Source organism: Streptomyces sp. NPDC059201, from assembly GCF_042754585.1.
Taxonomy (GTDB): domain Bacteria; phylum Actinomycetota; class Actinomycetes; order Streptomycetales; family Streptomycetaceae; genus Streptomyces.
In genome coordinates, this window is record NZ_JBHZBB010000001.1 from 1,226,791 (window position 1) to 1,250,810 (window position 24,020).

Below are 24,020 nucleotides of genomic sequence, written 5' to 3' on the forward strand. Positions count from 1 at the left end.
ACCGTATGAGGCAGCCCCTGATCGTCGGACTGGGCCGTGCCGGCTCCGGGTTGCACCTGCGGGCCCTGCGCGCCGCCCGGGACCGCTCGCCCGACCTCTGGCGGGGGCCGGTCGTGGCCGTCGACCCCCGGCCCGGCGAACGGGCCCCCGTGCCGGACGGCGTCACCGTCACGCCGACGCCGGCCGCGGCCCGCGCACTGCTGCCCCCGGACCGCGCCGTGGTCCACGTCTGCACCCCGCCCGCCACCCGGCTCGCCGTGCTCGCGGAGCTGTGCGCCGCGGGCTACCGCGACATGATCGTGGAGAAGCCGCTCGCCGTCGGCCCTCAGGAGCGGGCCGCCATCGCGGAGTTGCGGGCCCGGTACGGGCTGCGCCTCGCGGTGGTGGCACACTGGCCCGCCTCCGGCCTCGCCGACCGGCTCCGGGCGCTGATCGGCTCCGGCGGGCAGGGGCGGCTGCTGCGCGTCGACGTCACCCAGCACAAGCCGCGCTTCACCCGCTCGCTCCGCGTCGACGACGGGCATCCCACGGCGTTCGACGTGGAGTTGCCGCACTCCCTCGGCCTGGTCCTGTCGCTGGCGGGCCCGGCCGAGACGACCGGCGCCCGGCTGACCGACCTGCGGATCGGCGAGACCGTCCGCCCCGGCCTGGGCTCCGCGCTCCTCGAACTGCTCCACGCGAACGGCGTGCGGACCCGCATCCACTCCGACCTCACCGCACCGGTACGGGAGCGCCGCGTCGCCCTCACCTTCGAACACGGCACTGCCGTCGCCCACTTCGCCCCGAGCGACGCCGATGACCACGTCCAGCTCGACGTCGACGGACGGCGCGAGGTCTTCCGGGACGACGCGCTGACCGCCTTCCTGCACCGGACCTACACCCGGTTCGCCACCGCCCCGGCCGAAGACCCCACGTGGACGGAGGACTTCACCCTGCACACCGACGTGGTCCGACTCCTCGACGCGGCCAAGCGCCACTGCGCGAACGCGAACGCCACCACCGACGAACGGTCCGAGGAGGCGCCCCGTGTCGCGGCCCGTTGACCTCACCGGCCGGATCACCGGCATCGGCGACGAGGCCGCCCCCGGCCTGACCGAGCAGATCGCCGTCGCCCAAGAGCTGGGCTGGTCCGCCCTGGAGCTGCGCAGCCTCGACGGCACCGCCCTCGCCGATCTGTCCGCACCGGCCGTGCGCGAGGCCGCCTCACGGCTGCACGCGGCGGGCCTCGGGGTGGTCTGCCTCGACTCCCGGATCGGCAACTGGGCCCGCCCCGTCACCGGCCCCGTCACCGCCGACCTGGACGAACTGGACCGGCTCGCCGAACACGGCCGGGTCCTCGGCTGCCGCAGCCTGCGCGTCATGTCGTGGACCGACGGCGGACTGCCCGAGGAGGAGTGGGCGGCCGAGGCGATCGACCGCATGCGCCGGCTGGCCCGCCGCGCGGAGCGGCTCGGCGTCGAACTCCTCCACGAGAACTGCGCGGGCTGGGCGGGATCCGACGCCTCCCGCATGCTCCGGATGCTCGCCGAGGTGGACAGCCCGGCGCTGCGCGTCCTCTTCGATATCGGGAACGGGGTGCCGTACGGCTACGACGCCCACGCCCTCCTCGAAAGCCTGCTGCCGTACGTCGCCCACGTCCACGTCAAGGACGCGCTGCCCGGCACCCGTCCGGGCGAGGCCGTCTACACCCTGCCCGGCGAGGGCGTCGCCCGCGTCGCCGACTGCGTACGCCTGCTGGAGGAGCACGGCTACCGGGGCGCGTACTCCCTCGAACCCCACCTCGCCGTGATCCCGCACGCGGGCGTCTGGGGCGAAGGCACCGACACGGCAGGCCCGTTCGTCCGGGCGGCCCGCCGCCTGGCCGCCCTGCACATCCCCCCGCCGCCCACCCCGTCCCCCACCCCCTCACCCGCCGTCCCCTCCCCCGCCACCGCCCCCGACCGGGTCCCCGCGCGGCCCCGCCCGGCGGGCGTCGACACGGGGCTGCTGCTGCACCTGCTGCACACCCCCACCGCGGGCCCCCTGGAGACCGCCCCCGGCGCGCCCCACCACCTGACGGCCGCCCTGCACGCCTACGCCACGGCGGCGGCCAGGCTCGGCTTCGAGGTGGTACGCCTCGGCGCCCCCGCCCCCGAGGCGGTGCTGCGCGACGACACCCCGCGGCCCGTCCGGCGCGCGGCCGCCGACCCGTCGTTCCTGGCGAGCCAGCCGAGCCTGGTGCTGCGGCTGGGGCCCGAACGGCCCCGGGAGCGCACAGTGATGTTCAACGTGCACCTGGACACCGTCGCGGGCGGCGAGCCCCCCACGTACGACGGCATCCGGTTCCACGGCAGGGGTGCCGTCGACGCGAAGGGTCCGGCGGTGGCGCTGCTCGCCGGTGTCGCCGCCGCCGTCGAGAGCTGCCCGGCGATCGGCCGGGACGTCACGGTGCTGGTGCAGGCGGTCGCGGGCGAGGAGGGCGGGGCGCTGGGCACGTTCGGCACCCGGCCGCTCGTCGAGGCGGGGTACGTCGGCCGGCTCAACGTGTTCTGCGAGCCGACGGGGCTGCGCCACCTGCCCCGCGCGACCGCCGCCGCCACTGCCCGCGTCTCGGTCGACGGCGAGGACGCCGTCGACGACCGGCCCGGGGCCGGGCACAACGCCACCGTCCTGCTGGGCTTCCTCGCCCAGCACCTCGCCGCCGCCCTCGGCCCGGCGCCCGCAGGCGGACCGCCGCCCACGGTCTGCGTGGCGGGGCTGCACACCGGCACGCTGCACAACAAGGTCCACGGCACCGGCAGTCTGCTGCTGAACCTGGCCTACGCCACCGCCGAGGCGGGCGCCGCCGCCGAGCGCGCGCTCGCCCGGGCCCTCGACGAGGGGCTGCGGGAGTTCACCGCCCGCTTCTCCGGCATCCCGCTCTTCGCCCGGACCGCCTCCGACGCGGCCCGGATCACCCGCCTGGAGTGGGAGAAGCGCGGCCTGCCCGCGCTCGGCGCCCAACCCTCCTGGGGTGAGGAGCTGTTGGCCCGGGCGGGCATCGCCCGGTGGCCCGACGACGAGCCGGGGTTCACCTGTGACGCGATCTGGTTGGACGGCGTCGAGTCCGCCTTCACCACCGTGTTCGGACCCGGCTCGCTGGACGCCAACCGGGCCCACGCGGCGGGCGAGTTCGTCGACCTGGCCGACCTCGAAGCGTTCGCGGCCCGTACGGCCGCGCTGTTGACCGTCTTCGCCGAAGACGTCCGGTACGGAGCGGAGCACCGCCCCTTACCGGTACCTACCGAGAAAGCAGGAACCGCATGACGTCCACGCTGTCCGACGGCGCCGCACCCCGGAGCGCCGGCCCGGAGCCCGGAGACGGGAGGCAGGTGACCGTCGCGTACGGGACGCTGCTCGACGAGACCGCCGCCTGTTTCGCCCGGCTCGGAGTCCCCGAGGCCCGGGCCCGGCTCGCCGCCGAGGCGCTCTGCTACGGCGACCTGACCGGCATGGACTCGCACGGCGTGTTCAACCTGGGCCGCCTCTACCGGCCGCTCCTGGAGTCCGGCGGCGCCGATCCCGTCGCCGAACCGCTCGTCCTGCGCGACCTGGGAGCCTGCGTGGTCCTGGACCACCGCCGGGCGCTCGGCCTGTGGGCCGCCTCCGAGGCGATGGACCTCGCGATCGAGCGCGCGGCGCGCAGCGGCATCGGGCTCGTGTCCGTACGGGGCGCCACCCACTTCGGCTGCGCGGGCGTCCACGCGAAGCGCGCCGCCGACCGGGGCATGATCGGCGTGGTGGCCTCCAACTGCGGCGGCCAGCGCATCGCCCGGCCGCCGCTCGGCGCCGCCGCCCTGCTGGGGACCAACCCGCTGAGCGTGGCGGCCCCGGCGCTGGAGGGGCGCCCGTTCGTCCTGGACATGAGCACCACCGTCGTCCCGACCGGCCGCGTCCGCACGGCCGCCCGGGACGGGCGGGAGGCCCCGGAGGGCTGGCTCACCGACGACGCCGGGCGCCCGGTGCGGGACGCCGCCGCGTACGACCGGGGCGAGGCGTGGCTGGGCTGGCTCGGCGGCACCCCCGCCACCGGCGCCTTCAAGGGGTTCGGGCTGGGCCTCGCGGTGGAGCTGCTGGCCGCCGTGCTGCCCGGAGCCGCCACCGGCCCCAACCCCGCCGCCCTGGAGGGCGACGGCCGACCGGGCGGCAGCGACGACGACATCGGCTTCCTCGTCCTGGCCATCGCTCCCGGCGCGCTCCGCGACGGCTTCGACGGCGACGCCCGCGAGATGTTCGGCACGGTCCTGGACTGTCCTCCGCTGCCGGGCCAGGGACCGGTCTGCTATCCCGGCCACCCGGAGGGCGAACGCGCCGAGCAGCGGCGCGCGTCCGGCGTCCCGCTCTCGGCCACGCTCCACGCCGAACTGACCGCCCTCGGCCTCCGGCTCCCGATCGCCCCGGAGGACGACCGATGACGCCGACCGCCGGGCAGGCACCTCCGCGACCGCTCCGTCTGGGCATCGCCGGGCTCGGCGTGATCTCCCGCTTCTACCTGGCCGCCGCCGAGCGGATGCCCGAGTGGGAGCTGGCCGCCGTCTGCGACCTGCGCGAGGAGGCCCTGGCCCCGTTCCGGGGCCGGGTCGCCTGCCACACCGACCACCGGGAACTGCTCGCCGCCGGTCCGCTGGACGCCCTGGTCGTCGCCGTGCCCAACCACGCGCACGCCGAGGTGTGCGCGGATGCGCTGCGGGCCGGTGTCCCGGTCTGCGTGGAGAAGCCCCTCGCCCTGGACGCGGCGGACGGGCGGCGCCTGGCCGCGCTGTCCCGCAGGTACGGCGTCCCGGTGTTCACGGCCTTCCACCGCCGCTACAACGACCAGGTCCTCTCCCTGCTGCGCCGGCTGCCCGCGCCGGACGCGCCGGTGCGGGTGGAGTCCGTACGGGTGCGGTACCTGGAGCGGATCGAGGAGCACATCGGCGCGGACACCTGGTACCTGGACCCGGCCCGCTGCGGCGGCGGCTGCGTCGCGGACAACGGCCCGAACGCCTTCGACCTGGTGCGCCTGTTGCTCGGCGAGACCCCTTCGGAGGTCGTCGCCGTGGACGTGACCCGGGACGCGGCCGGGACCGACCGCCAGGCCGTGATCGAGCTGGCCGGTCCGGGCGGCCGGGGCCTCGTGGAGCTGGACTGGTCGTACCCGGGTGAGGTCAAGGACGTGGTGGTACGGCTCGACGACGGCACCGAGCTGTCGGCGGACATGCTAGACGGCCGCCCCGCCTTCAAGGAGTCGCTGTGGCACGAGTACGAGGGCGTCCTGCGCGACGTCGCCGGGCTCCGTGACCTGCCCGACCCGTCCCGGGCCGTCGACGGCGGCCTGGCCGCGCTCGAACTGGTCGCCGCCGTCTACGCGGCGGAGGCCACGCCCGGCCTCCCGGCACCGCGCGCCGCCCGGGAACCGCACCTCACCCCCCGACCGGAGCCCCGATGACCGCCATCCCCTCCCCCGCTCCCTCCCCGTCCTCGCTCGACGCCGGCCGGCACGAGAACGGCGCCAAGCGCGCGGTGCGCGGGACCCTGGTCAAGGTGCTGCTGCACGAGCGGACGGACCGGGGCATGACCCTGGAGCCGTTCGCGGCCCGCTGTGTGCGCCGGGGCGAGGTGCACGAGCTGCTGACGACCGACCGGTGGAGCGACGTGCCGGGTTCCCGGGTGGACCGGGTCGGCTTCCTCGGGTTCGTGGAGCTGGAGAACGGCGGTGTCCTCGACCGGGGCGACACGGTGCTGATCGGCGGGGAGCCGGTCGGCGCCGTGCTCGGCTTCGACGGCTGCCATCTGCCCAATCACTACAACATCGTGATCCACGCGCCCCGGCTGCTGACCGGCCGGTCGCTGGCGCTGGCGCCGGAGACCGAGGTGGTCTTCGCGCCGGCCGACTAGGCGCGCCCGCACGGAAAGGCCGGCCGGCTCCCCCTGAGGGGTGCCGGCCAGCCGCTTTCACCGGAGGTGAGGGCTCAGCCGAGGAGTTCGACGTCGAGCTCACCGGTGTGGAAGCGACGCACCGCGGTCAGCAGCTCGTCCTCGGACAGCGTGCCGCTGCCGTCGGTGTCGATCTGCTGGAAGGCCGAGCGGCCCTCCTTCTCGCTGACGCCGACCGCCTTCAGCCAGACGGCGAACTCGGCCTCGTCGATGACGCCGTCGCCGTCGCTGTCCGCGAGGGCGACGATGCCCTTGGTGACCGGGCCGAGGACCGGGTTGAAGGTGGCGGCGCCACCGTCGACGACCTCACCGGCGGCCTGGAGGAACTGCGCGCGGTTGATCGGGCCCTGCGCCGGGGCGCCCGCCTTGTCGGCGAGGAGCTCGAACATCGCGATGAAGCCGTCTCGCAGCTGGGAGCCCTTCGCCGACTCGGGGGTCTGGCCGAAGGCGGTGGCGATGTTGGCGGCCTCGGTGACGAAGTCCGAGGTCTCCAGCACGCCGTCACCGTTCACGTCCCACTTGTCGAAACGCTTCGACAGACGCTCCTGGGCGATGGTCATGAGGTGTTCTCCTTATTTCTTCATGTGTGCCGTCCGGACGGGTGTCCGGGCGGCCTTTCCCGCGGCCCGTGGCGCGTACGCGGCCGGGCCGGAGGTCTGTGGGGCGTGGCGCGGCGTCAGAGCCGCACCACGCGTCGGCCCTCCGCCGTGCCCCGGGTGTCCAGGACGGGGCAGGCGGCGGAGTCCCAGTCGGCGGAGCGGTACTCGGCGTGCTCCTGGAGAAGCACCACCAGATCGCTGCCGGTGAGGGCCTGTTCGCGGGAGCGCTGCCGGGGGACGGGGACGCCGTCCACCTCGAAGCGTCCGACGTACGGGTCGTGGTAGGTGAGCCGGGTGCCGAGGGCCCCGAGCGCGCGGGCCACGGCGTAGGCGGGTGACTCCCTGGTGTCGGAGATGTCGGCCTTGTAGGCGACGCCGAGCAGGGTCACGCGGGCCTCGGCGGGGTCCTTCCCGGCGGCGACGAGCAGGTCGCGGGCGCGGCCGGCGACGTGGTCGGGCATCGCGTCGAGGACGGCGCGGGCGGCGCCCAGGGTGTGGAAGGTGAAGCCCTGTTCGGCGGCGTGGGTCATCAGGTAGCGGGGGTCGACGGGGATGCAGTGCCCGCCGACGCCGGGGCCGGGGCGGAACGCCGAGAACCCGAAGGGTTTGGTGTTCGCGCAGCGCAGCACGTCCCAGATGTCGATGCCGACCCGGTCGCAGTAGACGGCGACCTCGTCGACGAGGGCGATGTTGACGTACCGGTAGGCGTTCTCCAGGAGCTTGGCCATCTCCGCCTCCCGGGTCCCGGCGGCGACGACGACCTCGTCCACGAGCCGTTCGTAGAAGGCGGTGGCGTGCTTGGCGCAGAGCTTCGTACAGCCGCTGACGACCTTGGGCGTGGTGCGCAGGCTGTAGCGGCGGTTGCCGGGGTCGATGCGCTCGGGGGAGTACGCCAGGTGGAAGTCCTCGCCGACGCGCAGTCCGTGCGCTTCGAGGAGGGGCCGGACGATCTCCTCCGTGGTGCCCGGGTGGCTGGTGGACTCGACGCAGACCAGCACGCCGGGTTCCAGGTGGCGGGCGACGGTGCGGACCGCCGAGGTCAGCGAGGACAGGTCCGGTTCGCCGGACGCGGTGAGTCCGGTGGGCACGCAGATGACGACGGTGTGGGCGCCGGAGAGGATCGCGGGGTCGGTGCCGGCCCGGAAGCCGGCGGCGCGCATCGCCTCGATGTCCTCGTCGGGGATGTCCTCGATGTGGGAGTGCCCCCGGTCCAGCCCCTCGACGACGTCGGCGGCGATGTCGTAGCCGACGGTCGCCAGCCCCGCCTCGCAGGCCCGGCGGGCCAGCGGGAGGCCGACGTAGCCGAGACCGACCACGGCGACTTCTGTGAACATGCGTCCCCCCATGATTCCGCTGCTTCTCCTCGCGTTCGGACCTCGTCGGTCGAAGCGACGACGGGCCGTGGACGGCTGTCGAGTACGCACACCGCGAAGGAAGTTGAATCAGAAATTCCGTTTGCAGTAACAGGATTGCATGCAATTCTGGGCTTCCGCGCTATTTATCCGCTCTTTCCCCCGCATGAGTGAAATCGTCTGCCTCTGTGTTCACGCGGACCGTCGCGCCGGGCCGCGCGGTGGCGCCCAGGGCGGCCTCGGCCCACGCGGCGAGGGTGCGGCGGCAGACCTTCCCGGTGGGGCGCAGCGGGACCCGGTCGAGCACCAGCAGGTACTCGGGGAGCTTGCGCCGCTCCAGTCCCCGGGCTTCGAGGAACGCGGTCACGGCGCCCAGGAGCGGCGCGGGCGCTCCCGGGACGGGCCGTACGCACGCGCACAGCCGCTCCCCGAACTCCTCGTCCGGCACGGGCACGCACACGGCCTCGGCGATGCGGGGGTCGGCGCCGAGCTCGTTCTCCACCTCGGCCGGACTGATGGTGTAACCGCCGCGGATCACCACGTTCTTGAGCCGGCCGAGCACTCTCAGCCGCCCCGCCGCGTCCAGGACGCCGAGGTCGCCGGAGCGGACCCAGCCGGTGGAGGTGCGGTAGCGGGCGTCGAGTTCGGGGGCGCCCGCGTAACAGAGCGGTGTCATGGGGCCCTTGGCCTGGATCTCGCCCGGCTCCCCGGTGGCGGCGGGAGTGCCGTCGGACCGGACGATCCGGAAGGCGGCCACGGCCGGGTCGGGAGTGCCCGCGCTGTCCCCGGACGGAGTGACGGTGTGACAGTTGACGCCGTCCGAGGAGCCGTACACGGTGACGACCGGCACGCCGAAGCGTTCGCGGCAGGCGGTCGCGGTGGAGGCGGGCAGCGCGGCGCCGCTGGAGACGACGGCCCGCAGGCACGAGGTGTCCTCGCCCGACAGCCGGGGGAGGTCGGCCATCCGCCGCAGCATGGTCGGCACCCCAAAGACGTGGGTGGGCCGGTGGTCGACCACCGCCCGGAGCGCCTCGCGGGCGTCGAAGCGCTCGCGCACGATCAGGGTCGCCCCGAGCGCGGCGAGCGCGACCGGGACGCCCAGCGAGCCGTATGAGGAGGCCAGCGGGACGAGGACGAGAAGACGTGGCGGTTCGGCCGGGAAGCCGGTGAGCGCCCGCGCGTACGCGGCCCGGCCGCCGGCCATGGCCTGGTGGCTGTAGGCGACCATCTTCGGCTCGGTCTCGGACCCGGAGGACACGAGCAGCCGCGCCGGGGCGGTGGCTTCGGCAGGAAGTCCGGCCGGCCGGAACGCCCCACCGGGCGTGGCGCCGTCGAGCCGGCGTACGTGCGCGGGCGCGTCGGGCGTCGTCGCGAACAGGGCCCGCAACCACGGGAGTTCGGCGGCCGCCTCGATGTCCTCGGGTGCGCTGAGGACGGCTCCGGCCGCCCTGGACCGGGCCAGGAGCGTACGGGTGTCCCGGACGCCTCCGCCGAGCGGATAGGGCAGGGCGACCGCGCCGAGGGCGTAGACGGCCAACTCCGCGGCCACGGCGAGGCGTTCGTTGGGCAGCCGGAGCGCGATCACGTCCCGGGCGCCGAGCCCCGCCTCCGCGAACAGGGCCGCGACGCGGAGCACTTCGGCGTACAGCTCGCCGTAGGTGAGGGTGCCCCGTCCGTCCACGACGGCCTCGCGGTCCGGGAAGGCCAGGGCGTTCCTGCGGAAGAGGGTGAAGAGGTCCGCGTCGGGGCACAGGCCCCGGGCCTCCCACGCCTTGCGGTCGGCGCGCGGCACCCGGTCGGGCAGCTCCAGACCGTTCCGGGAGCGCCAGGGGGCCTCCCGCGCGGTGTCGTACGTCGCGGTCATCGGGTTCCGCCTTCGGGGTCGGACGGGGCGGGCCGCGCGCAGCGCGGGCTCACCCGGGGTGCGGGGTGGAGGTGCGGGGGTGTGGGCGGGGGCCCGTGGGCTCGTGGAGGCGCACCCGTGCCCCGGGGGTCGGGGCAGGGGTGGTCCTCGGCCTCACGGCGGCGTCGTGAGGCGGGGGCCGGCGGGTTCCGTCAGAGCGGACGGGCGGACGCGGACGCGGTCGGCGTCGCGGACGCGGACGCGGTCGCCCGTCGTCCGGGTATCGGCCTTCGGCCCGGGACGGGGTGCCCGGCCTCGCGCGGCGAGGGGCGGCGGCCTCGCGGGGCGGGTCGCCTCATGCGGAGGGCTCCTCGGTGAAGGTCCAGGGCGAGGCGGGGCGGGCGTACGGCAGGTGCTCGTCCGGCGGGAGGACGGCCCGGGCGAAGGCGGGGTCGGCGGCGAGGGCGGCCAGGTCGGTGCGGACGGCGACGGACGGCAGTCCCGCCGCCCGGAGTTCGGCCAGCCACGCGTCCGTCGTACGGCTCCTGAGCCGCTCCCCCACCGTGGCGGCGTCGGGGGCGCCGATCGTCCGGGCGACCTCGCCGGGCCTGGACCGCGCTTCGGCGCCCAGGTAGAGCAGGCCGTCGGCGGTGGGCAGCGGGTGGTCGAGCGGGGAGAGGGTGACGCGCCGGTCGGGGCGGGGGACCAGGGCGGCCGCGGAGAGCAGCGAGGACTCGGCCCGGCAGCCCCGGTGGGTCCGCTGCCGGGCGAGGAGTCCGGCGAGTACGGCCTGGGCGAGGACCAGTCCGCCGAGGACGTCGGTGACGGTCATCAGGGAGGGGGCCGGTGGCTCGCCCGCGGGGCGGAGGGCGGCGGCGAGGCCGCCGTGCACCTGGGCGAGGTAGTCGGTGCCGATCGGCGGGACGGGGCCGAGGGCGGTGCCGAAGCCGGAGGCGGAGGCGTACACGAGGCGGGGGTTGAGGGCGTGCAGCGCGTCGGCGTCCAGGCCGAGCGCGCGGTCCTTGCCGGGGGCCCAGTTGTGCAGGAAGACGTCGGCGCGGGAGGCCAGCTCGCCGACGGTGTCCCGGCCCTGCCGGGTGGTGAGGTCGGCCTCGACGACGGTCTTGCCGTGGTTGAGCGCGGAGAAGCGGACAGAGCAGCCTCCGGCGACCGGGGGCAGGGCGCGCTGGGGGTCCCCGCCGGGGGGTTCGACCCGAACGACGTCGGCGCCGAGCATCCGCAGGACGTGTCCGGCCATGGGCCCCTGGACGCGGCGGGCCGACTCGACGACGCGGACGCCGGCCAGCGGCAGTACGTCCCCGAGGGGCACGGTCGCGGGCGTCGGCGCGAAGGGGCGGTGGCCGGCGTGGGCGGGTTCGAGGGTCCAGGGGGCGAGGCCGGGTGGCGGCGTCGGCGTCTCCCCCACCGCGACGACCGACACGCCGTGCGTGGCTCCTGCGTGGCGTACGGCTTCCAGGGGGTGGGCCAGGATGGCGGCGGGGAGTTCCGGGGGCAGGGGGCAGACCGCCGTGCCGAAGCGGGACTGGAAGGGCAGCCAGCCGCGTCCGGCCGTGCGGGGCGGCACCCCTAATCGGGTCCAGAATCCGGCCCAGGCCGTGGGGTCGAGCGTCTCGATCTCGACGCGGGCGCCGTCGGCGGTGACGAGCGTCGCGAGCCCGGTGGGGCTCCCGGGCGGCGGCGGGTCGTCGTCCGGGGCGGTGGCGGCGGCGAGGTACTGGGTGACGGTGAGGAGCGCGCCCTGGGCGAGGGAGGTGCCGGTGCGCAGCGGGGGGCGGCCCTGGGCGCGGGCGAGCAGGGACGCCGTGACGCCCTGTGCGGCGAGGACGCCGGTCACGGTGGAGACGTACTCCGCGGCGAGGGGGGCGGGGGCTCCGGTGGCGCGGCCGTGCACGTGCATGACGCCGCAGGCGGCCTGGGCGGCGCGCTCGTCGCCCGCGTCGATGCCGACGGGTCCGGCGCCGCCGACGGTCCACGAGGGGCGGTCGACAGGGCCGCCGGGCAGGGCGGCGAGCGTGCGGCCGATCAGTTCCTCGGCCACCGTGCGGGCGGTACGGGCCGGCGCGGACGGCGCCCTGGTCCCGGCCTCCTCGGACAGGCTCACGTACGCCGACCGCCTTCCCCGCCTCGACGCATCGCCGTCCCTCTCCCCGCTCGAAACGATCTTTCCTCCGGGTGAGAACAGCGGGAGGGCGGCCGGGGGCACGGCGTCGGCACCGCTTCATCCCCAAGTGGCAGCGCTCGCAAGGCTGTCCGGGCGCGCTCCGGGGCCGGGGGCGGCCTCGCATGGTGGCCCCGCGCATCACGCGGACCGGAACTATGGTGTCCCACCACATACGCCGGTGACCTGCGTGTTTCTACGGTGTGGCGACACCGGAACGTCCCCCGTACCTGCCTGGAAGTGGTGCACATGGCCGCCGCAAGAACCGCTCCGACGCCGCCCGGATCGCTGAAGCGCATCGTCGCCGCCAGCCTGATCGGCACCACGATCGAGTGGTACGACTTCTTCCTATATGGCTCCGCCGCGGCGCTCATGTTCAACAAGCTGTTCTTCCCCGAGTCGGATCCGCTCGTCGGCACGCTGCTCTCCTTCCTCACCTACGCCGTCGGGTTCGCCGCCCGGCCGCTCGGCGCGCTGGTGTTCGGGCACTACGGGGACCGGCTCGGGCGGAAGAAGCTGCTGGTGCTGAGCCTGCTGCTGATGGGCGGGGCGACCTTCGCGATCGGTCTGCTGCCGACCCACGCGACGGTGGGGTCGGCCGCTCCGCTGCTGCTCACGGCGCTGCGGCTGGTGCAGGGCTTCGCGCTCGGCGGCGAGTGGGGCGGGGCCGTGCTGCTGGTGTCGGAGCACGGCGACGCCAAGCGGCGCGGCTTCTGGGCGTCGTGGCCGCAGACCGGCGCCCCGGCCGGCCAGCTGCTCGCGACCGGTGTGCTGTCGGCGCTGACCGCGCTGATGTCCGAGTCCGCGTTCACCTCGTGGGGCTGGCGGATCCCGTTCCTGCTCTCCGGGGTGCTGGTGATGGTCGGTCTGTGGATCCGGCTCTCCGTCGACGAGTCCCCGGTCTTCAAGGCGGCGCTCGCCGCCGCCGAGGAGCGCAAGGCGGCCGACGCGGCGGTCGAGAAGATGCCGCTCGTCGCCGTGCTGCGCCACCACTGGAAGGACGTCCTCATCGCGATGGGCGCCCGCATGGCGGAGAACATCTCCTACTACGTCATCACCGCCTTCATCCTCGTCTACGCGACCACCTCCGTCGGCCTCTCCAAGCAGACCGCGCTCAACGCCGTCCTCATCGGCTCCGCCGTGCACTTCGCCGTCATCCCGCTCTGGGGCGCGCTCTCCGACCGGATCGGCCGCCGCCCGGTGTACCTGATCGGCGCTGTCGGCGTCGGCGCCTGGATGTTCCCCTTCTTCACCCTCATCGACCGGGGTTCCTTCGGCAGCCTGCTGCTCGCCGTGACCGTCGGTCTGGTCCTGCACGGCGCGATGTACGCCCCGCAGGCCGCGTTCTTCTCCGAGATGTTCGCGACCCGGGTGCGCTACTCCGGTGCCTCGATCGGCGCCCAGTTCTCCTCCGTCGCGGCCGGTGCCCCGGCTCCGCTGATCGCGACCGCGCTCCTCGCCGACCACGGCAGCTCGACCCCGATCGCCCTGTACGTGATCGCCGCCGCGCTGCTCACGATCGTGGCCATCGCCTGCGCCAAGGAGACCCGCAACGCCGACCTGTCCGAGGCCGACGAGCCGAGCGCCGCGAAGGCCCCCGTCGGCGCCGACGCCTGACCCTCGCCCGCGAGCGGAGATCCGGCCCCGCGCCCCGGGAGGGGGGCGCGGGGCCTTCGCCGTGTCAGGCGCGGGAGACGGCCGAGGACAGGGCGTGCAGGCGGAGCGCCAGCTGGATCTCCAGGGCGCGGGACGGCGACTGCCAGTCCGGGCCGAGGAGCCGGCCCACCCGCTCCAGCCGCTGGGCCACGGTGTTGACGTGGACGTGCAGGTCGTCCTTGGTACGGGCCGGGCTCATGCCGCTGGCGAAGTAGGCGTCCAGGGTGCGCACCAGGTCGGTGCCGCGGCGGCCGTCGTACGCGACGACCTGGCCTATCGTGCGGTCCACGAAGCCGCCGATGTCGCGCCCGTCGGCGAGCAGCAGGCCGAGGAAGCCCAGGTCCTCGGCCGCCGCGCCCTCCCCCGCGCGGTGCAGCAGCCCGAGCGCGTCGAGGCAGCGGCGGGCCTCCTCGTAGGCGCCGGCCACCTGGTCCGGGTGGTCGAGCGGTGCCCGTACCGGCGCGGAGGCGCCGACGGTGACGGGTTCGCGCACGGTGCCGCCGAGGTGGCGGGCGGTCTGGCGGGCGAGTTCGGCGGCGTCCTCGCCGGGGCCCAGCGGCAGCAGGAGGACCGTACCCCCGTCGCGGGCGGAGGCGAGGCCGCTGCGGGTGGCGGCCAGGTGGGAGGCGGCGGACCACAGGCGCTGCCGGTCGGCGCTCTCCCGGCCGGGCGCCTCGGCGGCGGGGCCCGCCCGGTCGATGCGGGCGGCGAGCACCACGTGGGGCGCGTCGCTGTCGGTGCGGAGGCGGGCGGCGCGCTCGCGCAGGACGCGGCGGTCGCGGTCGGGGGTGTCGAGGAGGTCGTCGAGCAGTTCGCCCCGGACGCGCTGCTCGGCCTCGCCCGCGGAGCGGCGGGCGAGCAGGAGCAGGGAGGTGACGAGCGCGGCGCGCTCCAGGGTGCGGAGGTCGACGGGGTCGAGGTGGGCGCGGCCGCGCAGGACCAGCGCGCCCAGGTGCTCGCCTCCGGCGGAGACGGCGGCGACCCAGTCGTCGCCGTCGCGGACCGCGTGTCCGCCGGAGCGGCGGGCGGCGCCGTCGGTGGTCTCGGTGAACTCGACGGTGCCGCCGAGGACCTCGGAGACGGCCTCGGCGACGTCGTGGACGCCGCCGCCGCGCAGCACCAGCTCGGAGAGCCGGTCGTGGACCTCGGCGGCGCGCTCGATGACGGCGCTGTGCTCGCGGATGATGTCGTTGGCCCGCTCCAGCTCGGCGAGGGCGGTGCGGGTCTCGGCGAGCAGGTTGGCGGTGTCGATGGCGACGGCCGCGTGGGCGGCGAAGGAGCCGAGGAGGGCGACCTGCTCGCGCTCGAAGACCCTGGCGCGGCGGTCGGCGGCGAAGAGGACGCCGATGACCTGGCTGCCGAGGGTGAGGGGCACGCCGAGGATCGCGACCAGGCCCTCGTCGCGGACCGCGGTGTCGATGGTGCGGGTGTGCTGGAAGCGCGCGTCGCCGAAGTAGTCGTCGGTGACGTACGGGCGGGCGGTCTGTGCGACGAGCCCGCCGAGTCCTTCGCCCATGCCCAGCCGGACCTGCTGGAAGCGGGCGGAGACGGAGCCCTCGGTGACCCGCATGTAGGTGTCGCCGGCCACCGGGTCGTTGAGGCTGAGGTAGGAGACCTCGGTGCCGAGGAGGGCGCGGGCGCGCTGGACGATGGCGCGCAGGACGGCGTCGAGGTCGCGGAGTCCCGCGAGGTCGTGGGCCGTGGCGAAGAGGGCGGACAGCTCGGCCTCGCGCCGCCGCCGGCCCTCCAGCTCGGCGCGGACGCGCAGGGCGAGCTGCTTGGCCTCCTCCAGCCCGGCCAGCGCCTCGGGGCCCGCGCCGCTCGCACGGGCGAGGAGCACGGGCCGGTCGTATGCCTCCGTGGCGGCTCCCCGGGCGAGGAGTTCCAGATAGGAGACGTGTTCGTGGGACATGGACACAGGGATACCTGGCGCACGTGTGGTCGCACCACCCCTGTGGACGACTCCTGTGGACAACTCGCGCCGGGGGCGGCGCCGGCTAGTGCGCGGTCCAGCCGCCGTCGAGGGTGAGGGAGGAGCCGGTGATGAAGGACGCCTGCGGGGTGCAGAGGTAGAGGACGGCCTCGGCGACCTCCTCGGGTTCGACGAGCCGCTTGAGCGCGGAGTCCTTGAGCATGACCTCGGTGAGGACGCGTTCCTCGGGGATGCCGTGGGCGGCCGCCTGGTCGGCGACCTGCCGCTCGACGAGCGGGGTGCGGACGTATCCGGGGCTGACGCAGTTGGAGGTGACGCCGTGCGGGGCGCCTTCCAGGGCGGCGGTCTTGGAGAGCCCTTCCAGGCCGTGCTTGGCGGCCACGTACGCCGACTTGAAGGCGGAGGCGCGCAGCCCGTGCACGGAGGAGAGGTTGACGATGCGGCCCCAGCCCTGGGCGTACATGTGGGGCAGGGCGCCCCGGATGAGCCGGAAGGGGGCCTCCAGCATCACGGTGAGGACGGTGTGGAAGACCTCGGGCGGGAAGGTCTCGAGGGGGCGGACGAGCTGGATGCCGGCGTTGTTGACGAGGATGTCGGCGCCGGCCGCGGCCTCCTCGGCCGCGTCCAGGTCGGTGAGGTCCAGGAGCCGGGGTTCGACGGCGCCCGGGAGGCCGTCGGCACGGGCGGCGAGTTCCTCCAGGCCCTCTGCGGACCGGTCGACGGCTCTGACCCGGGCGCCCGCCCGCGCGAGCCGCAGGGCGCAGGCGCTCCCGATGCCGCCGGCCGCGCCGGTGACGAGCGCGGTGCGGCCGCTGAGGTCGAGGGCGACGGCCGCCGGGCGCGGCAGCCCGGCCGGGTCGGAGGAGGCGGCGGTGCCGGTCGTTTCGGTACCGGTCGCGGGGGTGCCGACGGCGGTGAGGGGGGCGCTCATGCTCCGCACCCTATGAAGGGGCCGGGACCTCACCGATGTGTGTCCGGCCCATACTTCAGCCGCTCTGTGTGGTGCGGAACCATGTGGGTCCCTCGGCGAGCGCCGTCTCGATCCGCCGCATGGAGAAACGCTTCATCTCGGGGAGGGCGTCGACCTCGAACCAGCCGACGTCGATCGACTCGTCGTCGTTGACGCGGGCCTCGCCGCCGACGGCCCGGCAGGCGAAGGCCACGTCCATGTACTGGCAGATGTCGCCGTTGCCGTAGACGACCGGCTTGCGCAGGGTCTCGACCAGGAGGACCCGCTCGGGCACGCACCGGACCCCGGTCTCCTCCTCGACCTCGCGGACCGCGCAGTCCGCGGGCTGCTCGCCAGGCTCGACGATGCCGCCGATGACGGCCCACGCCCCGTTGTCGGCACGGCGGCCCAGCAGGACCCTGCCCCGGTCGTCGAAGACGACGGCGCTGACCCCGGGCAGGAAGAGGAGCTGGTGCCCGGCCGTCTTGCGCAGTTCTCGGATGAAGTCAGGGGTAGCCATGCGCTCGACCCTAGATCATCTTTCCGGGCGGGCCCCGGGATCAGGACCGCGCGCGGCGGGCCCGTACGGCACGGGCCGCGGCCCAGCCGAGCCCGGCGGCCGCCACGGCGGCGAGCAGGGCCTCCGGGAGGGTGCCGAGCCGGGTCGCGGGGGTCTGGCTGGAGCGCAGGGGGACCTCCTCGACCAGGTAGTCGGGGGTGAACATGGCGGTACGGGAGACGATCTCGCCGTCCGGGCGGATCACCGCGCTGACGCCGCTGGTGACCGGGACGACGACGGAGCGGCTGTGCTCCACGGCCCGCACGCGGGACATGGCGAGCTGCTGGTAGGTCATCTCGCTGCGGCCGAAGGTGGCGTTGTTGCTCGGCACGGTGATCAGCTGCGCCCCGTGGGTGACGGTGTCGCGGACGGCCCAGTCGAAGGCGGCCTCGTAGCAGGTGGCGAGGCCGACCTTGGTGCCGGCGAGGTCGAAGACGCCGACCTCGCTGCCGGGGCCGAAGTCGCGGGCGACGCGGTCCACGTTGCTGTTGAAGAGGCGGACGACCGACCGCATGGGGATGTACTCGCCGAAGGGCTGGACGTGCCGCTTGTCGTAGGTGGCGACGGGGCCGCGGCCGGGTTCCCACTGGATGAGGGTGTTGCGGAGCTTGCCGGTGGGCGGGGCGATCACGGCGCCGATGACCGTGGGGGCCTTGACGGCCTCGACGGCGCCCTCGATGACGGCGGCGGCGTCGGGGTTGGCGTAGGGGTCGATGTCGGAGGAGTTCTCCGGCCACAGCACGAAGTCCGGCTGGGGCTTCGTCCCGGCCTTCACCTCCGCGGCGAGCTCGCGGGTGCGGGCGGCGTGGTTGTCGAGGACCTGGCGGCGCTGGGAGTTGAAATCGAGACCGAGGCGCGGCACGTTGCCCTGGATGGCGGCGACGGTGGCGGTGCCGTCCTCGGGGGCGTCGCTGACCAGCGGCAGGGCGGCGAAGGCGCCGGTGACGGGGACGAGGACGGAGAGCGCGGCGGCGGCGAGCGGCCCGCGCGGGACCGCGCCGGTCTCGCGGTGGAGCCGGACCAGACGGACCGCCTCGTAGAGGCCGAAGCCGCACAGGGCGACGGCGAAGCCGAGCACCGGGGTGCCGCCGACGGCGGCGAGGGGGAGGAACACGCCGTCGGCCTGGCCGAAGGCGATCTTGCCCCAGGGGAAGCCGCCGAAGGGCACGCGCGCGCGTGCCGCCTCGCCGAGGATCCACACCCCGGCGGCGAAGACCGGCCACCAGGGCAGCCGGGAGACGGCGGCGATGCCGAGTCCGACGGCGGCGACGAAGAGGGCCTCGATGGCCGCGAGGGCCAGCCACGGCACCGCGCCGACCTCTTCGCCGGTCCACACGAGGAGCGGCAGGAGGAAGCCGAGGCCGGCGAGGTAGCCGAGGCCGAAGCCCGCGCGGAGGCGGCGCCCGTACAGGCTCCAGCCGAGGAGCGCGAAGGCGGGCAGCGCGAGCCACCACAGGGGCCTCGGCGGGAAGCTCAGGTAGAGCAGGACACCGGAGAGCAGGGCCGTTCCGGGGCGGACGAACCGCGCGGCCCGCGCGAAGCGGCGCGGCGGGTCGTCGGTCGCGGAGGCGTCGTCGGCGGCTCCGGCCGCCTCGGGGGTGATGGTGGCGCTCACCCTGCGGAGTGTACGGGGCGAGCCTGTTGACCCCTGGTCCGGCACGGTGCGGGGCCGGGGCCCGTGCCGGGGTCCGCGTGCCCGTGCCATCCGTCATCCGTACGCGCGCGTGCCGGTCAGGTTCCGGCGGGGGTCGTGGGCGGGGCCGGGTGGCGGAGGTGGCCGCGGATCGAGTCGACGGCTCCCTCGGCGCCGTCGACGGTGACGGTGAAGGTCCGCCCGTCGGCGAGGCGCAGCACCAGGCCCTCGCCCCGGCGGACGACGACGGCGGTGCCCCGGTCGGGGCGCCAGCGGTAGCCCCAGCCTCCCCAGTGGCGGGGGTTGACCCGGGGGGCGTAGTCGGCGTCGACGACCTCGGTGAGCGGGATGGTGCGGCGCGGGACGCCGATGTGGCCGCAGCGGACCTCCATGGCCCGGTCGTCGACGCGGACCTCCACGTGGACGAAGGCGAGGGTGCCGAAGAGGACGAGGAGTCCGGCGGCGACGCAGCCGAAGACGGCCATGGCGAGGGCGGCGATGCCGGAGGTCCAGGGGGATTCGACGGCGAGGGTGATCCCGAGCGCCATGAAGGCGGCGCCGGCGACGGCGGCGATCCACTGGAAGCGGTTGGTCGCGCGGCCGGTCCAGACGGCGGTGGGGTGCCCGCTGGTGCGCTCGTGCCGGGATTCCTTCCTCATACCGGAAAGATTACCCGGATATGTCCATTTCAGCGCGACGGAGCGGAGTCATGCGGCTACCCGGAGCGACGCCTTAGGGAGCTCATGAGGGTTCAGAGGGAGGGGGCCGGGGCGGCGGCCAGGAGTCGTCCCGCCTCGTAGGCGAGGGCGGCGGCCGGGAGGGGGCCGGGGCGGCCGCTGAGCAGGACGGAGAGGGTGCCGGTCGGCGCCGCGGCGGGGGCCGGTTCGGCGCCGACGCGGCGCAGGGCCTGGGCGGCGACGGCGTCGGCGGAGCCGTGGAAGACGACCGGCGGCAGCCCGGGGCGGCGGCGGGGGGCCAGGGCGGCGAGGATGCGGTCCTCGACGAGTTCGTAGTGGGTGCAGCCGAGGACGAGGGCGCGGATGTCGGGCGGGGTGAGCGCGGCGGCGGCGGCGACGGTCCGGTCGATGGCCTCGGGGTCGGCCTGCTCGACGGCGTCGGCGAGGCCGGGGCAGGGCACCTCGGTGATCTCGGCGCCCGCGGCGAACTCCCGGATGAGCCCGCGCTGGTAGGGGCTGCCGGTGGTGGCGGGGGTCGCCCAGATGGCGACCTTGCCGCCGGCCGCGGCGGCCGGCTTGATCGCGGGGACGGTGCCGATGACCGGGACGGCCGGTTCGAGGGCGGCGCGCAGGGCGGGGAGCGCGTGGACGCTGGCGGTGTTGCAGGCCACGATCAGCGCGTCGGGCCGGTGGGCGGCGGCGGCGCGGGCCACGCCGAGGGCGCGTCCGGTGAGGTCCTCGGGGGTACGCGGTCCCCACGGCATGCCGTCGGGGTCGTTGGAGAGCAGCAGCTCGGCGTCCGGGCGGAGCCGGCGCACCGCGGCGGCCGCCGCGAGGAGGCCGATCCCGGAGTCCATGAGCGCGATCTTCACCCGGTCACCCTAGCCGATGGGCCCTGCATCCCCGGCTTTCTGGGGCAGACTGCGGCAAATGAGCACCCTCGCCTGGTTCGCGTCCGCCTCCCTGGCCGTCTGGGTCTGGCTGCTGCTCGGCCAGGGCTTCTTCTGGCGCACGGACCAGCGTCTGCCGAGGGCCGGCGGGGGCCACGCGCGCGTGGGGGCGGCGGAGGAGGAGTGGCCGGGTGTCGTGGTGGTGGTGCCCGCGCGGGACGAGGCCGGGGTGCTGCCGCTGAGTCTGCCCTCGCTGCTGGCCCAGGACTATCCGGGGCGGGCCGAGGTGATCCTCGTCGACGACGGGAGCACGGACGGGACGGGGGCGCTGGCCGGTGAGCTGGCGGCGCGTCACGGCGGGCTGCCTCTGACGGTGGTGTCGCCGGGTGAGCCCGGACCGGGGTGGACGGGGAAGCTGTGGGCGCTGCGGCACGGGATGGAGCTGGCACGCGCGCGTGGGCCGCAGTTCCTGCTCCTCACGGACGCGGACATCGCCCACGAGCCCGACAGCCTGCGCCGGCTGGTGGCGGCGGCGCTGGACGACGGCCGGGACCTCGTCTCGCAGATGGCGCGGCTGCGGGTGGCGAGCTTCTGGGAGCGGCTGATGGTCCCGGCCTTCGTCTACTTCTTCGCCCAGCTCTACCCGTTCCGCTGGATCAACGCCGAGCGGCCGCGCGCGACGGCGGCGGCCGGGGGGTGTGTGCTGCTGCGGACGGAGACGGCCGTGGCGGCCGGGGTTCCTGACGTGATCCGCGCGGCGGTGATCGACGACGTGTCGCTGGCGCGGGCGGTGCGGGCGGCCGGTGGCCGGATCTGGCTGGGGCTCGCGGAGCGGGTCGACTCGGTGCGTCCGTATCCGGGGCTCGGGGAGCTGTGGCGGATGGTGACGCGGAGCGCGTACGCCCAGCTCCGGTACCACCCGGTGCTGCTGCTCGGGACGGTCGCCGGTCTGGTGCTGGTCTATCTGGTGCCGCCCGCCGCGCTGGTGGCGGGGCTCGCGGGCGGGGACGCGGCGGCCGCGTGGGCGGGCGGGGCGGCCTGGGCCGTGATGACGGGGACGTACGTACCGATGCTCCGCTACTACCGTCAGCCGGTGTGGACGGCGCCGCTGCTGCCGTGCACGGCCTTCCTCTATCTGGTGATGACGGTGGATTCGGCGGTACGGCACTACCGTGGGCGCGGCGGGGCCTGGAAGGGGCGGGTCTACTCGGGAAGCCGGGCGGCGGGGGGCGGGGAATTCGCTTCCCGACACGGGGAGTAACGCGGCGAATTCGGCGCGTGTACAACTCGCCCCGGGGCGTCGGATTGACGAATCGACGTACCCAAGATCACTTCTTTCACTCCTTCCGGTCGCCTTTTCTTTATCTGTTCTTCATACCGGAGGGGAGGGTGGGCACCGACCGGCCCGACCCACCGGTAACCCCCTCTCAGCTCGGGTTTTACGCGATCACGGGACAGCGCCGTGCCCGTTTTTGGCATGTTCGCTCGGGTTGGGGGTCCGCGACCGTCAGAACCCTGTCAAAGAAGGTGATGAGCAGGCTCCCCAATCGGCAGATCGTGGGCTTAACTTATGTGCCATGACCTCCCCCCGCTCCAGCTATGGAGGCGGTTACCACACCGCGCCGTCCTTCCCGGACACCCCTATCTACGACTCCCTGGTCGCGGAGCGGGGCACGCCTCAGATCGCCCCGATCCGAGTGCCCGCCGCGTACGAGGCCCCCGTCGGTTACCCGGCTCCCGGCGGTTACCAGCCGCCCGCGCCGACCGGCTCCTATCTGCCGGCGCTCCCGGCGGCCCTGCCCGCCCTCCCGTCGGCGCCGTCCCCCCAGCCGGCGCCCTCCTATCACGGCGGCGGCTACGGATATCCGCAGCAGGCCCCGCAGATGGCGCCCGCGCCGCTCCAGCCGGCGCCCACGCCGTACATCCCGCAGCAGCCCGCGCCGCCGCGCGGCTACCCGGGGGGACCGGTCCCGCAGCCGGCCCGCCCGATGGCCACCGGCTACGAGGCGATGCGCCCGGCCGCCCCGCGCCCCGCGCCGGCGCCGGTCCCGGCCCCCGCGCAGTACCACGACCCGTACAACCGCCCCTACCAGGGCGGCGGTTACTGACGGGCCCGCGGACCCGGTCCCACCTGGGACGGAGCGGCTGGCAGGATGAGTCCATGACTGATCCCGTCCTCCGCTCCGTCCACATCCATCCGGTGAAGGCCCTGCGCGCGCTCGACCGCGCGGAGGCCGAGGTGCAGCCCTGGGGCCTCGCGCACGACCGCCGCTGGGCGGTCGTCGACGCCGACGGCTCGGTCATGACCCAGCGCCGGCACCCCCGGCTCGCCCTCGCCGCCGCCGAACCCCTCCCGGACGGCGGCCTGCGGCTGACCGCGCCCGGCCTGGAGCCGCTGGTGGTCGCGGTGCCGGAGCCCTCGGCGACGCTGACCATGGAGATCTTCGACCAGGCCGTGGAGACGGTGCCCGCCGGCGAGCCGGCCGCCGCCTGGTTCTCCGCCTACCTGGAGACCGACGCGCGCCTCGTGCACCTGGACGCGCCCGAGCACCGGCGGCCGATCGAGCCCGGGTACGCGCTCCCCGGCGAGACCGTCAGCCTCGCCGACGGCTACCCGCTCCTCGTGACCTCCACCGGCTCCCTCGACGCGCTCAACGCGCTGATCGAGCAGGGCGACCACGCCGACGAGGGCCCGCTGCCCATGACCCGCTTCCGGCCCAACCTGGTCGTCGAAGGCACCGAGGCGTGGGCGGAGGACGGCTGGACCCGGCTGGCCGTGGGCGAGGTGACCTTCCGGGTGGTCAAGCCGTGCGGGCGGTGCGTGGTGACCACCACCGACCAGACGACCGCCGCGCGCGGCAAGGAGCCCCTGCGGACGCTCGGCCGGCACCGCAAGCTCAACGGCAAGCTGGTCTTCGGCCAGAACCTCGTCCCCGAGCACCCCGGCACCGTCCGCGTCGGCGACCAGGTGAAGATCCTCGACTGACCCCCGGGGCTCGCTCCCTCCCCCGCCTGCCGCCCTCTCCGCCCTCTCCGGTCCGCGACCCGCCGCACCCCGCTCGACAGGCGAACCCGGCGCCCCGCAGGCACACTCGTCCAAGGAGCGACGAACGAGGGGGTTCCCGCACATGCGCGCAGTCACCGGACTCTGGCGCTGGCGACGCAATCCCCTGCGCCGGACGACGGACCTGGTCGAGGCGTGGGTGGCACTCGTGGCCGCCGTCACGCTGTGCGTGGCCATGCCCCTGGCCGGCTGGACGGCCCACTCCTCCGCACAGCAGTCGCTCCAGCGCGCGGTCCGCGCCCAGCAGGCGGGGCGCGCCGCGACCACCGCCCAGGTGCTCCGGCCCGCCCCGACGCCGCCGAACGCCTCCGCGTCGACCGACCAGGCGGCCGAACAGCGGTTCCGGCGCACGGTCGTGGCCCGCTGGACCGCCCCCGACGGCACCGTCCGCACGGGAACGGTCTCCACCTCCCGGGGCAGCTCCTCGCCCGGCGACTCCTTCACGCTCTGGACCGACCGGGACGGGCGGGCCGTGGCCGCGCCGCTGGCCCGCGACACCGCCCGGGCCCACGCCTTCATCGCCGGGCTGACGGCCGCGCTCCTCGCCGGACTCGGGGTGGAGATCGTCCGGCGGCTGGTCATGCGGCGGCTGCGCTTCCGCCGGTACGCGCGCCTGGACCGCGCCTGGGCGTCCGTCGGCCCCGACTGGGGACGCACCGACGCCGGCAGCTGACCCCCTTCCCGCCTCCCTGGAACCACGCGTTCCGTGCCCCGTACGGGTACGGCTCGACGACCCGTCAACCCCGCGCCGC

At 75.2% G+C, this 24,020-nt stretch carries 20 protein-coding genes; 10 read left to right on the top strand and 10 right to left on the bottom strand.

All coding sequences use genetic code 11. From position 1 onward, the window contains the following. Positions 1–5 precede the first annotated feature (5 nt). Genes ACFXMG_RS05415 through ACFXMG_RS05435 form a run of 5 tightly spaced genes read left to right on the top strand, consistent with a single transcriptional unit; the run spans position 6 to position 5,895 of the window. A complete protein-coding gene (locus tag ACFXMG_RS05415) occupies positions 6–1,043 on the top strand; it encodes a Gfo/Idh/MocA family protein (protein ID WP_383824782.1) in 1,038 nt (345 codons plus the stop codon). Then, entirely contained in the window at positions 1,027–3,285 is a 2,259-nt protein-coding gene (locus ACFXMG_RS05420) for a M20/M25/M40 family metallo-hydrolase (RefSeq protein ID WP_383824779.1), read from the top strand. The genes ACFXMG_RS05415 and ACFXMG_RS05420 overlap by 17 nt, the downstream gene beginning before the upstream one ends. Continuing rightward, positions 3,282–4,433, top strand: coding sequence for an Ldh family oxidoreductase (locus ACFXMG_RS05425; RefSeq protein WP_383824776.1), 1,152 nt, complete (start codon positions 3,282–3,284; stop codon positions 4,431–4,433). The genes ACFXMG_RS05420 and ACFXMG_RS05425 overlap by 4 nt, the downstream gene beginning before the upstream one ends. After that, positions 4,430–5,446, top strand: a complete 1,017-nt coding sequence (locus ACFXMG_RS05430; protein ID WP_383824773.1) for a Gfo/Idh/MocA family protein — start codon at positions 4,430–4,432, stop codon at positions 5,444–5,446. The genes ACFXMG_RS05425 and ACFXMG_RS05430 overlap by 4 nt, the downstream gene beginning before the upstream one ends. After that, complete coding sequence (locus ACFXMG_RS05435) at positions 5,443–5,895, top strand: DUF6917 domain-containing protein (RefSeq protein WP_383824770.1); 453 nt, start codon at positions 5,443–5,445, stop codon at positions 5,893–5,895. The genes ACFXMG_RS05430 and ACFXMG_RS05435 overlap by 4 nt, the downstream gene beginning before the upstream one ends. Positions 5,896–5,969: 74 nt before the next feature. Here ACFXMG_RS05435 and ACFXMG_RS05440 read toward each other — a convergent pair whose 3' ends face one another. The 4 genes from ACFXMG_RS05440 to ACFXMG_RS05455 all read right to left on the bottom strand — a co-directional run bounded on the left by ACFXMG_RS05440 (position 5,970) and on the right by ACFXMG_RS05455 (position 11,850). Then, positions 5,970–6,494 (bottom strand): EF-hand domain-containing protein, encoded by a 525-nt coding sequence (locus ACFXMG_RS05440; RefSeq protein ID WP_383824767.1) that lies wholly within the window; start codon positions 6,492–6,494, stop codon positions 5,970–5,972. Between the two features lie 116 nt (positions 6,495–6,610). Then, on the bottom strand, positions 6,611–7,867 hold the full coding sequence (locus ACFXMG_RS05445) for a nucleotide sugar dehydrogenase (RefSeq protein ID WP_383824764.1): 1,257 nt from the start codon (positions 7,865–7,867) through the stop codon (positions 6,611–6,613). Positions 7,868–8,027: 160 nt separating this feature from the next. Further along, positions 8,028–9,749, bottom strand: coding sequence for a class I adenylate-forming enzyme family protein (locus tag ACFXMG_RS05450; protein ID WP_383824761.1), 1,722 nt, complete (start codon positions 9,747–9,749; stop codon positions 8,028–8,030). A 334-nt stretch (positions 9,750–10,083) separates the two neighbouring features. Then, positions 10,084–11,850, bottom strand: a complete 1,767-nt coding sequence (locus ACFXMG_RS05455) for a CoA transferase (RefSeq protein WP_383824758.1) — start codon at positions 11,848–11,850, stop codon at positions 10,084–10,086. Positions 11,851–12,156: 306 nt separating this feature from the next. Here ACFXMG_RS05455 and ACFXMG_RS05460 point away from each other — a divergent pair, with 306 nt between their 5' ends. After that, the gene (locus ACFXMG_RS05460; RefSeq protein ID WP_383824755.1) at positions 12,157–13,524 is read left to right on the top strand and encodes an MFS transporter; all 1,368 of its coding nucleotides are present in this window, start codon (positions 12,157–12,159) and stop codon (positions 13,522–13,524) included. A gap of 64 nt (positions 13,525–13,588) precedes the next feature. Here ACFXMG_RS05460 and ACFXMG_RS05465 read toward each other — a convergent pair whose 3' ends face one another. The 6 genes from ACFXMG_RS05465 to ACFXMG_RS05490 form a co-directional block, all read right to left on the bottom strand. Further along, positions 13,589–15,475 carry a helix-turn-helix domain-containing protein gene (locus tag ACFXMG_RS05465; RefSeq protein ID WP_383824751.1) on the bottom strand — a complete coding sequence of 629 codons (1,887 nt, stop codon included), beginning with the start codon at positions 15,473–15,475 and terminating at the stop codon, positions 13,589–13,591. A gap of 85 nt (positions 15,476–15,560) precedes the next feature. Then, positions 15,561–16,427, bottom strand: coding sequence for a 3-hydroxybutyrate dehydrogenase (locus ACFXMG_RS05470; RefSeq protein ID WP_383824748.1), 867 nt, complete (start codon positions 16,425–16,427; stop codon positions 15,561–15,563). Positions 16,428–16,482: 55 nt separating this feature from the next. Beyond that, positions 16,483–16,965 (bottom strand): NUDIX domain-containing protein, encoded by a 483-nt coding sequence (locus ACFXMG_RS05475; protein ID WP_383824745.1) that lies wholly within the window; start codon positions 16,963–16,965, stop codon positions 16,483–16,485. Positions 16,966–17,005: 40 nt separating this feature from the next. Then, entirely contained in the window at positions 17,006–18,619 is a 1,614-nt protein-coding gene (gene lnt / locus ACFXMG_RS05480; RefSeq protein ID WP_383824742.1) for an apolipoprotein N-acyltransferase, read from the bottom strand. Between the two features lie 116 nt (positions 18,620–18,735). Beyond that, on the bottom strand, positions 18,736–19,296 hold the full coding sequence (locus tag ACFXMG_RS05485) for a hypothetical protein (RefSeq protein ID WP_383824739.1): 561 nt from the start codon (positions 19,294–19,296) through the stop codon (positions 18,736–18,738). Between the two features lie 92 nt (positions 19,297–19,388). Continuing rightward, entirely contained in the window at positions 19,389–20,186 is a 798-nt protein-coding gene (locus ACFXMG_RS05490) for a glutamate racemase (RefSeq protein ID WP_383824736.1), read from the bottom strand. Between the two features lie 58 nt (positions 20,187–20,244). On the opposite strand from ACFXMG_RS05490, the gene ACFXMG_RS05495 reads away from it, so the two are divergent. The 4 genes from ACFXMG_RS05495 to ACFXMG_RS05510 all read left to right on the top strand — a co-directional run bounded on the left by ACFXMG_RS05495 (position 20,245) and on the right by ACFXMG_RS05510 (position 23,941). Then, positions 20,245–21,465, top strand: a complete 1,221-nt coding sequence (locus ACFXMG_RS05495; protein ID WP_383824734.1) for a glycosyltransferase — start codon at positions 20,245–20,247, stop codon at positions 21,463–21,465. Positions 21,466–21,781: 316 nt separating this feature from the next. Continuing rightward, the gene (locus ACFXMG_RS05500; RefSeq protein WP_383824731.1) at positions 21,782–22,312 is read left to right on the top strand and encodes a DUF6643 family protein; all 531 of its coding nucleotides are present in this window, start codon (positions 21,782–21,784) and stop codon (positions 22,310–22,312) included. A 53-nt stretch (positions 22,313–22,365) separates the two neighbouring features. Further along, the gene (locus ACFXMG_RS05505) at positions 22,366–23,190 is read left to right on the top strand and encodes an MOSC domain-containing protein (RefSeq protein WP_383824728.1); all 825 of its coding nucleotides are present in this window, start codon (positions 22,366–22,368) and stop codon (positions 23,188–23,190) included. A gap of 142 nt (positions 23,191–23,332) precedes the next feature. Then, positions 23,333–23,941, top strand: a complete 609-nt coding sequence (locus ACFXMG_RS05510; RefSeq protein WP_383824725.1) for a hypothetical protein — start codon at positions 23,333–23,335, stop codon at positions 23,939–23,941. Positions 23,942–24,020 lie beyond the last annotated feature (79 nt).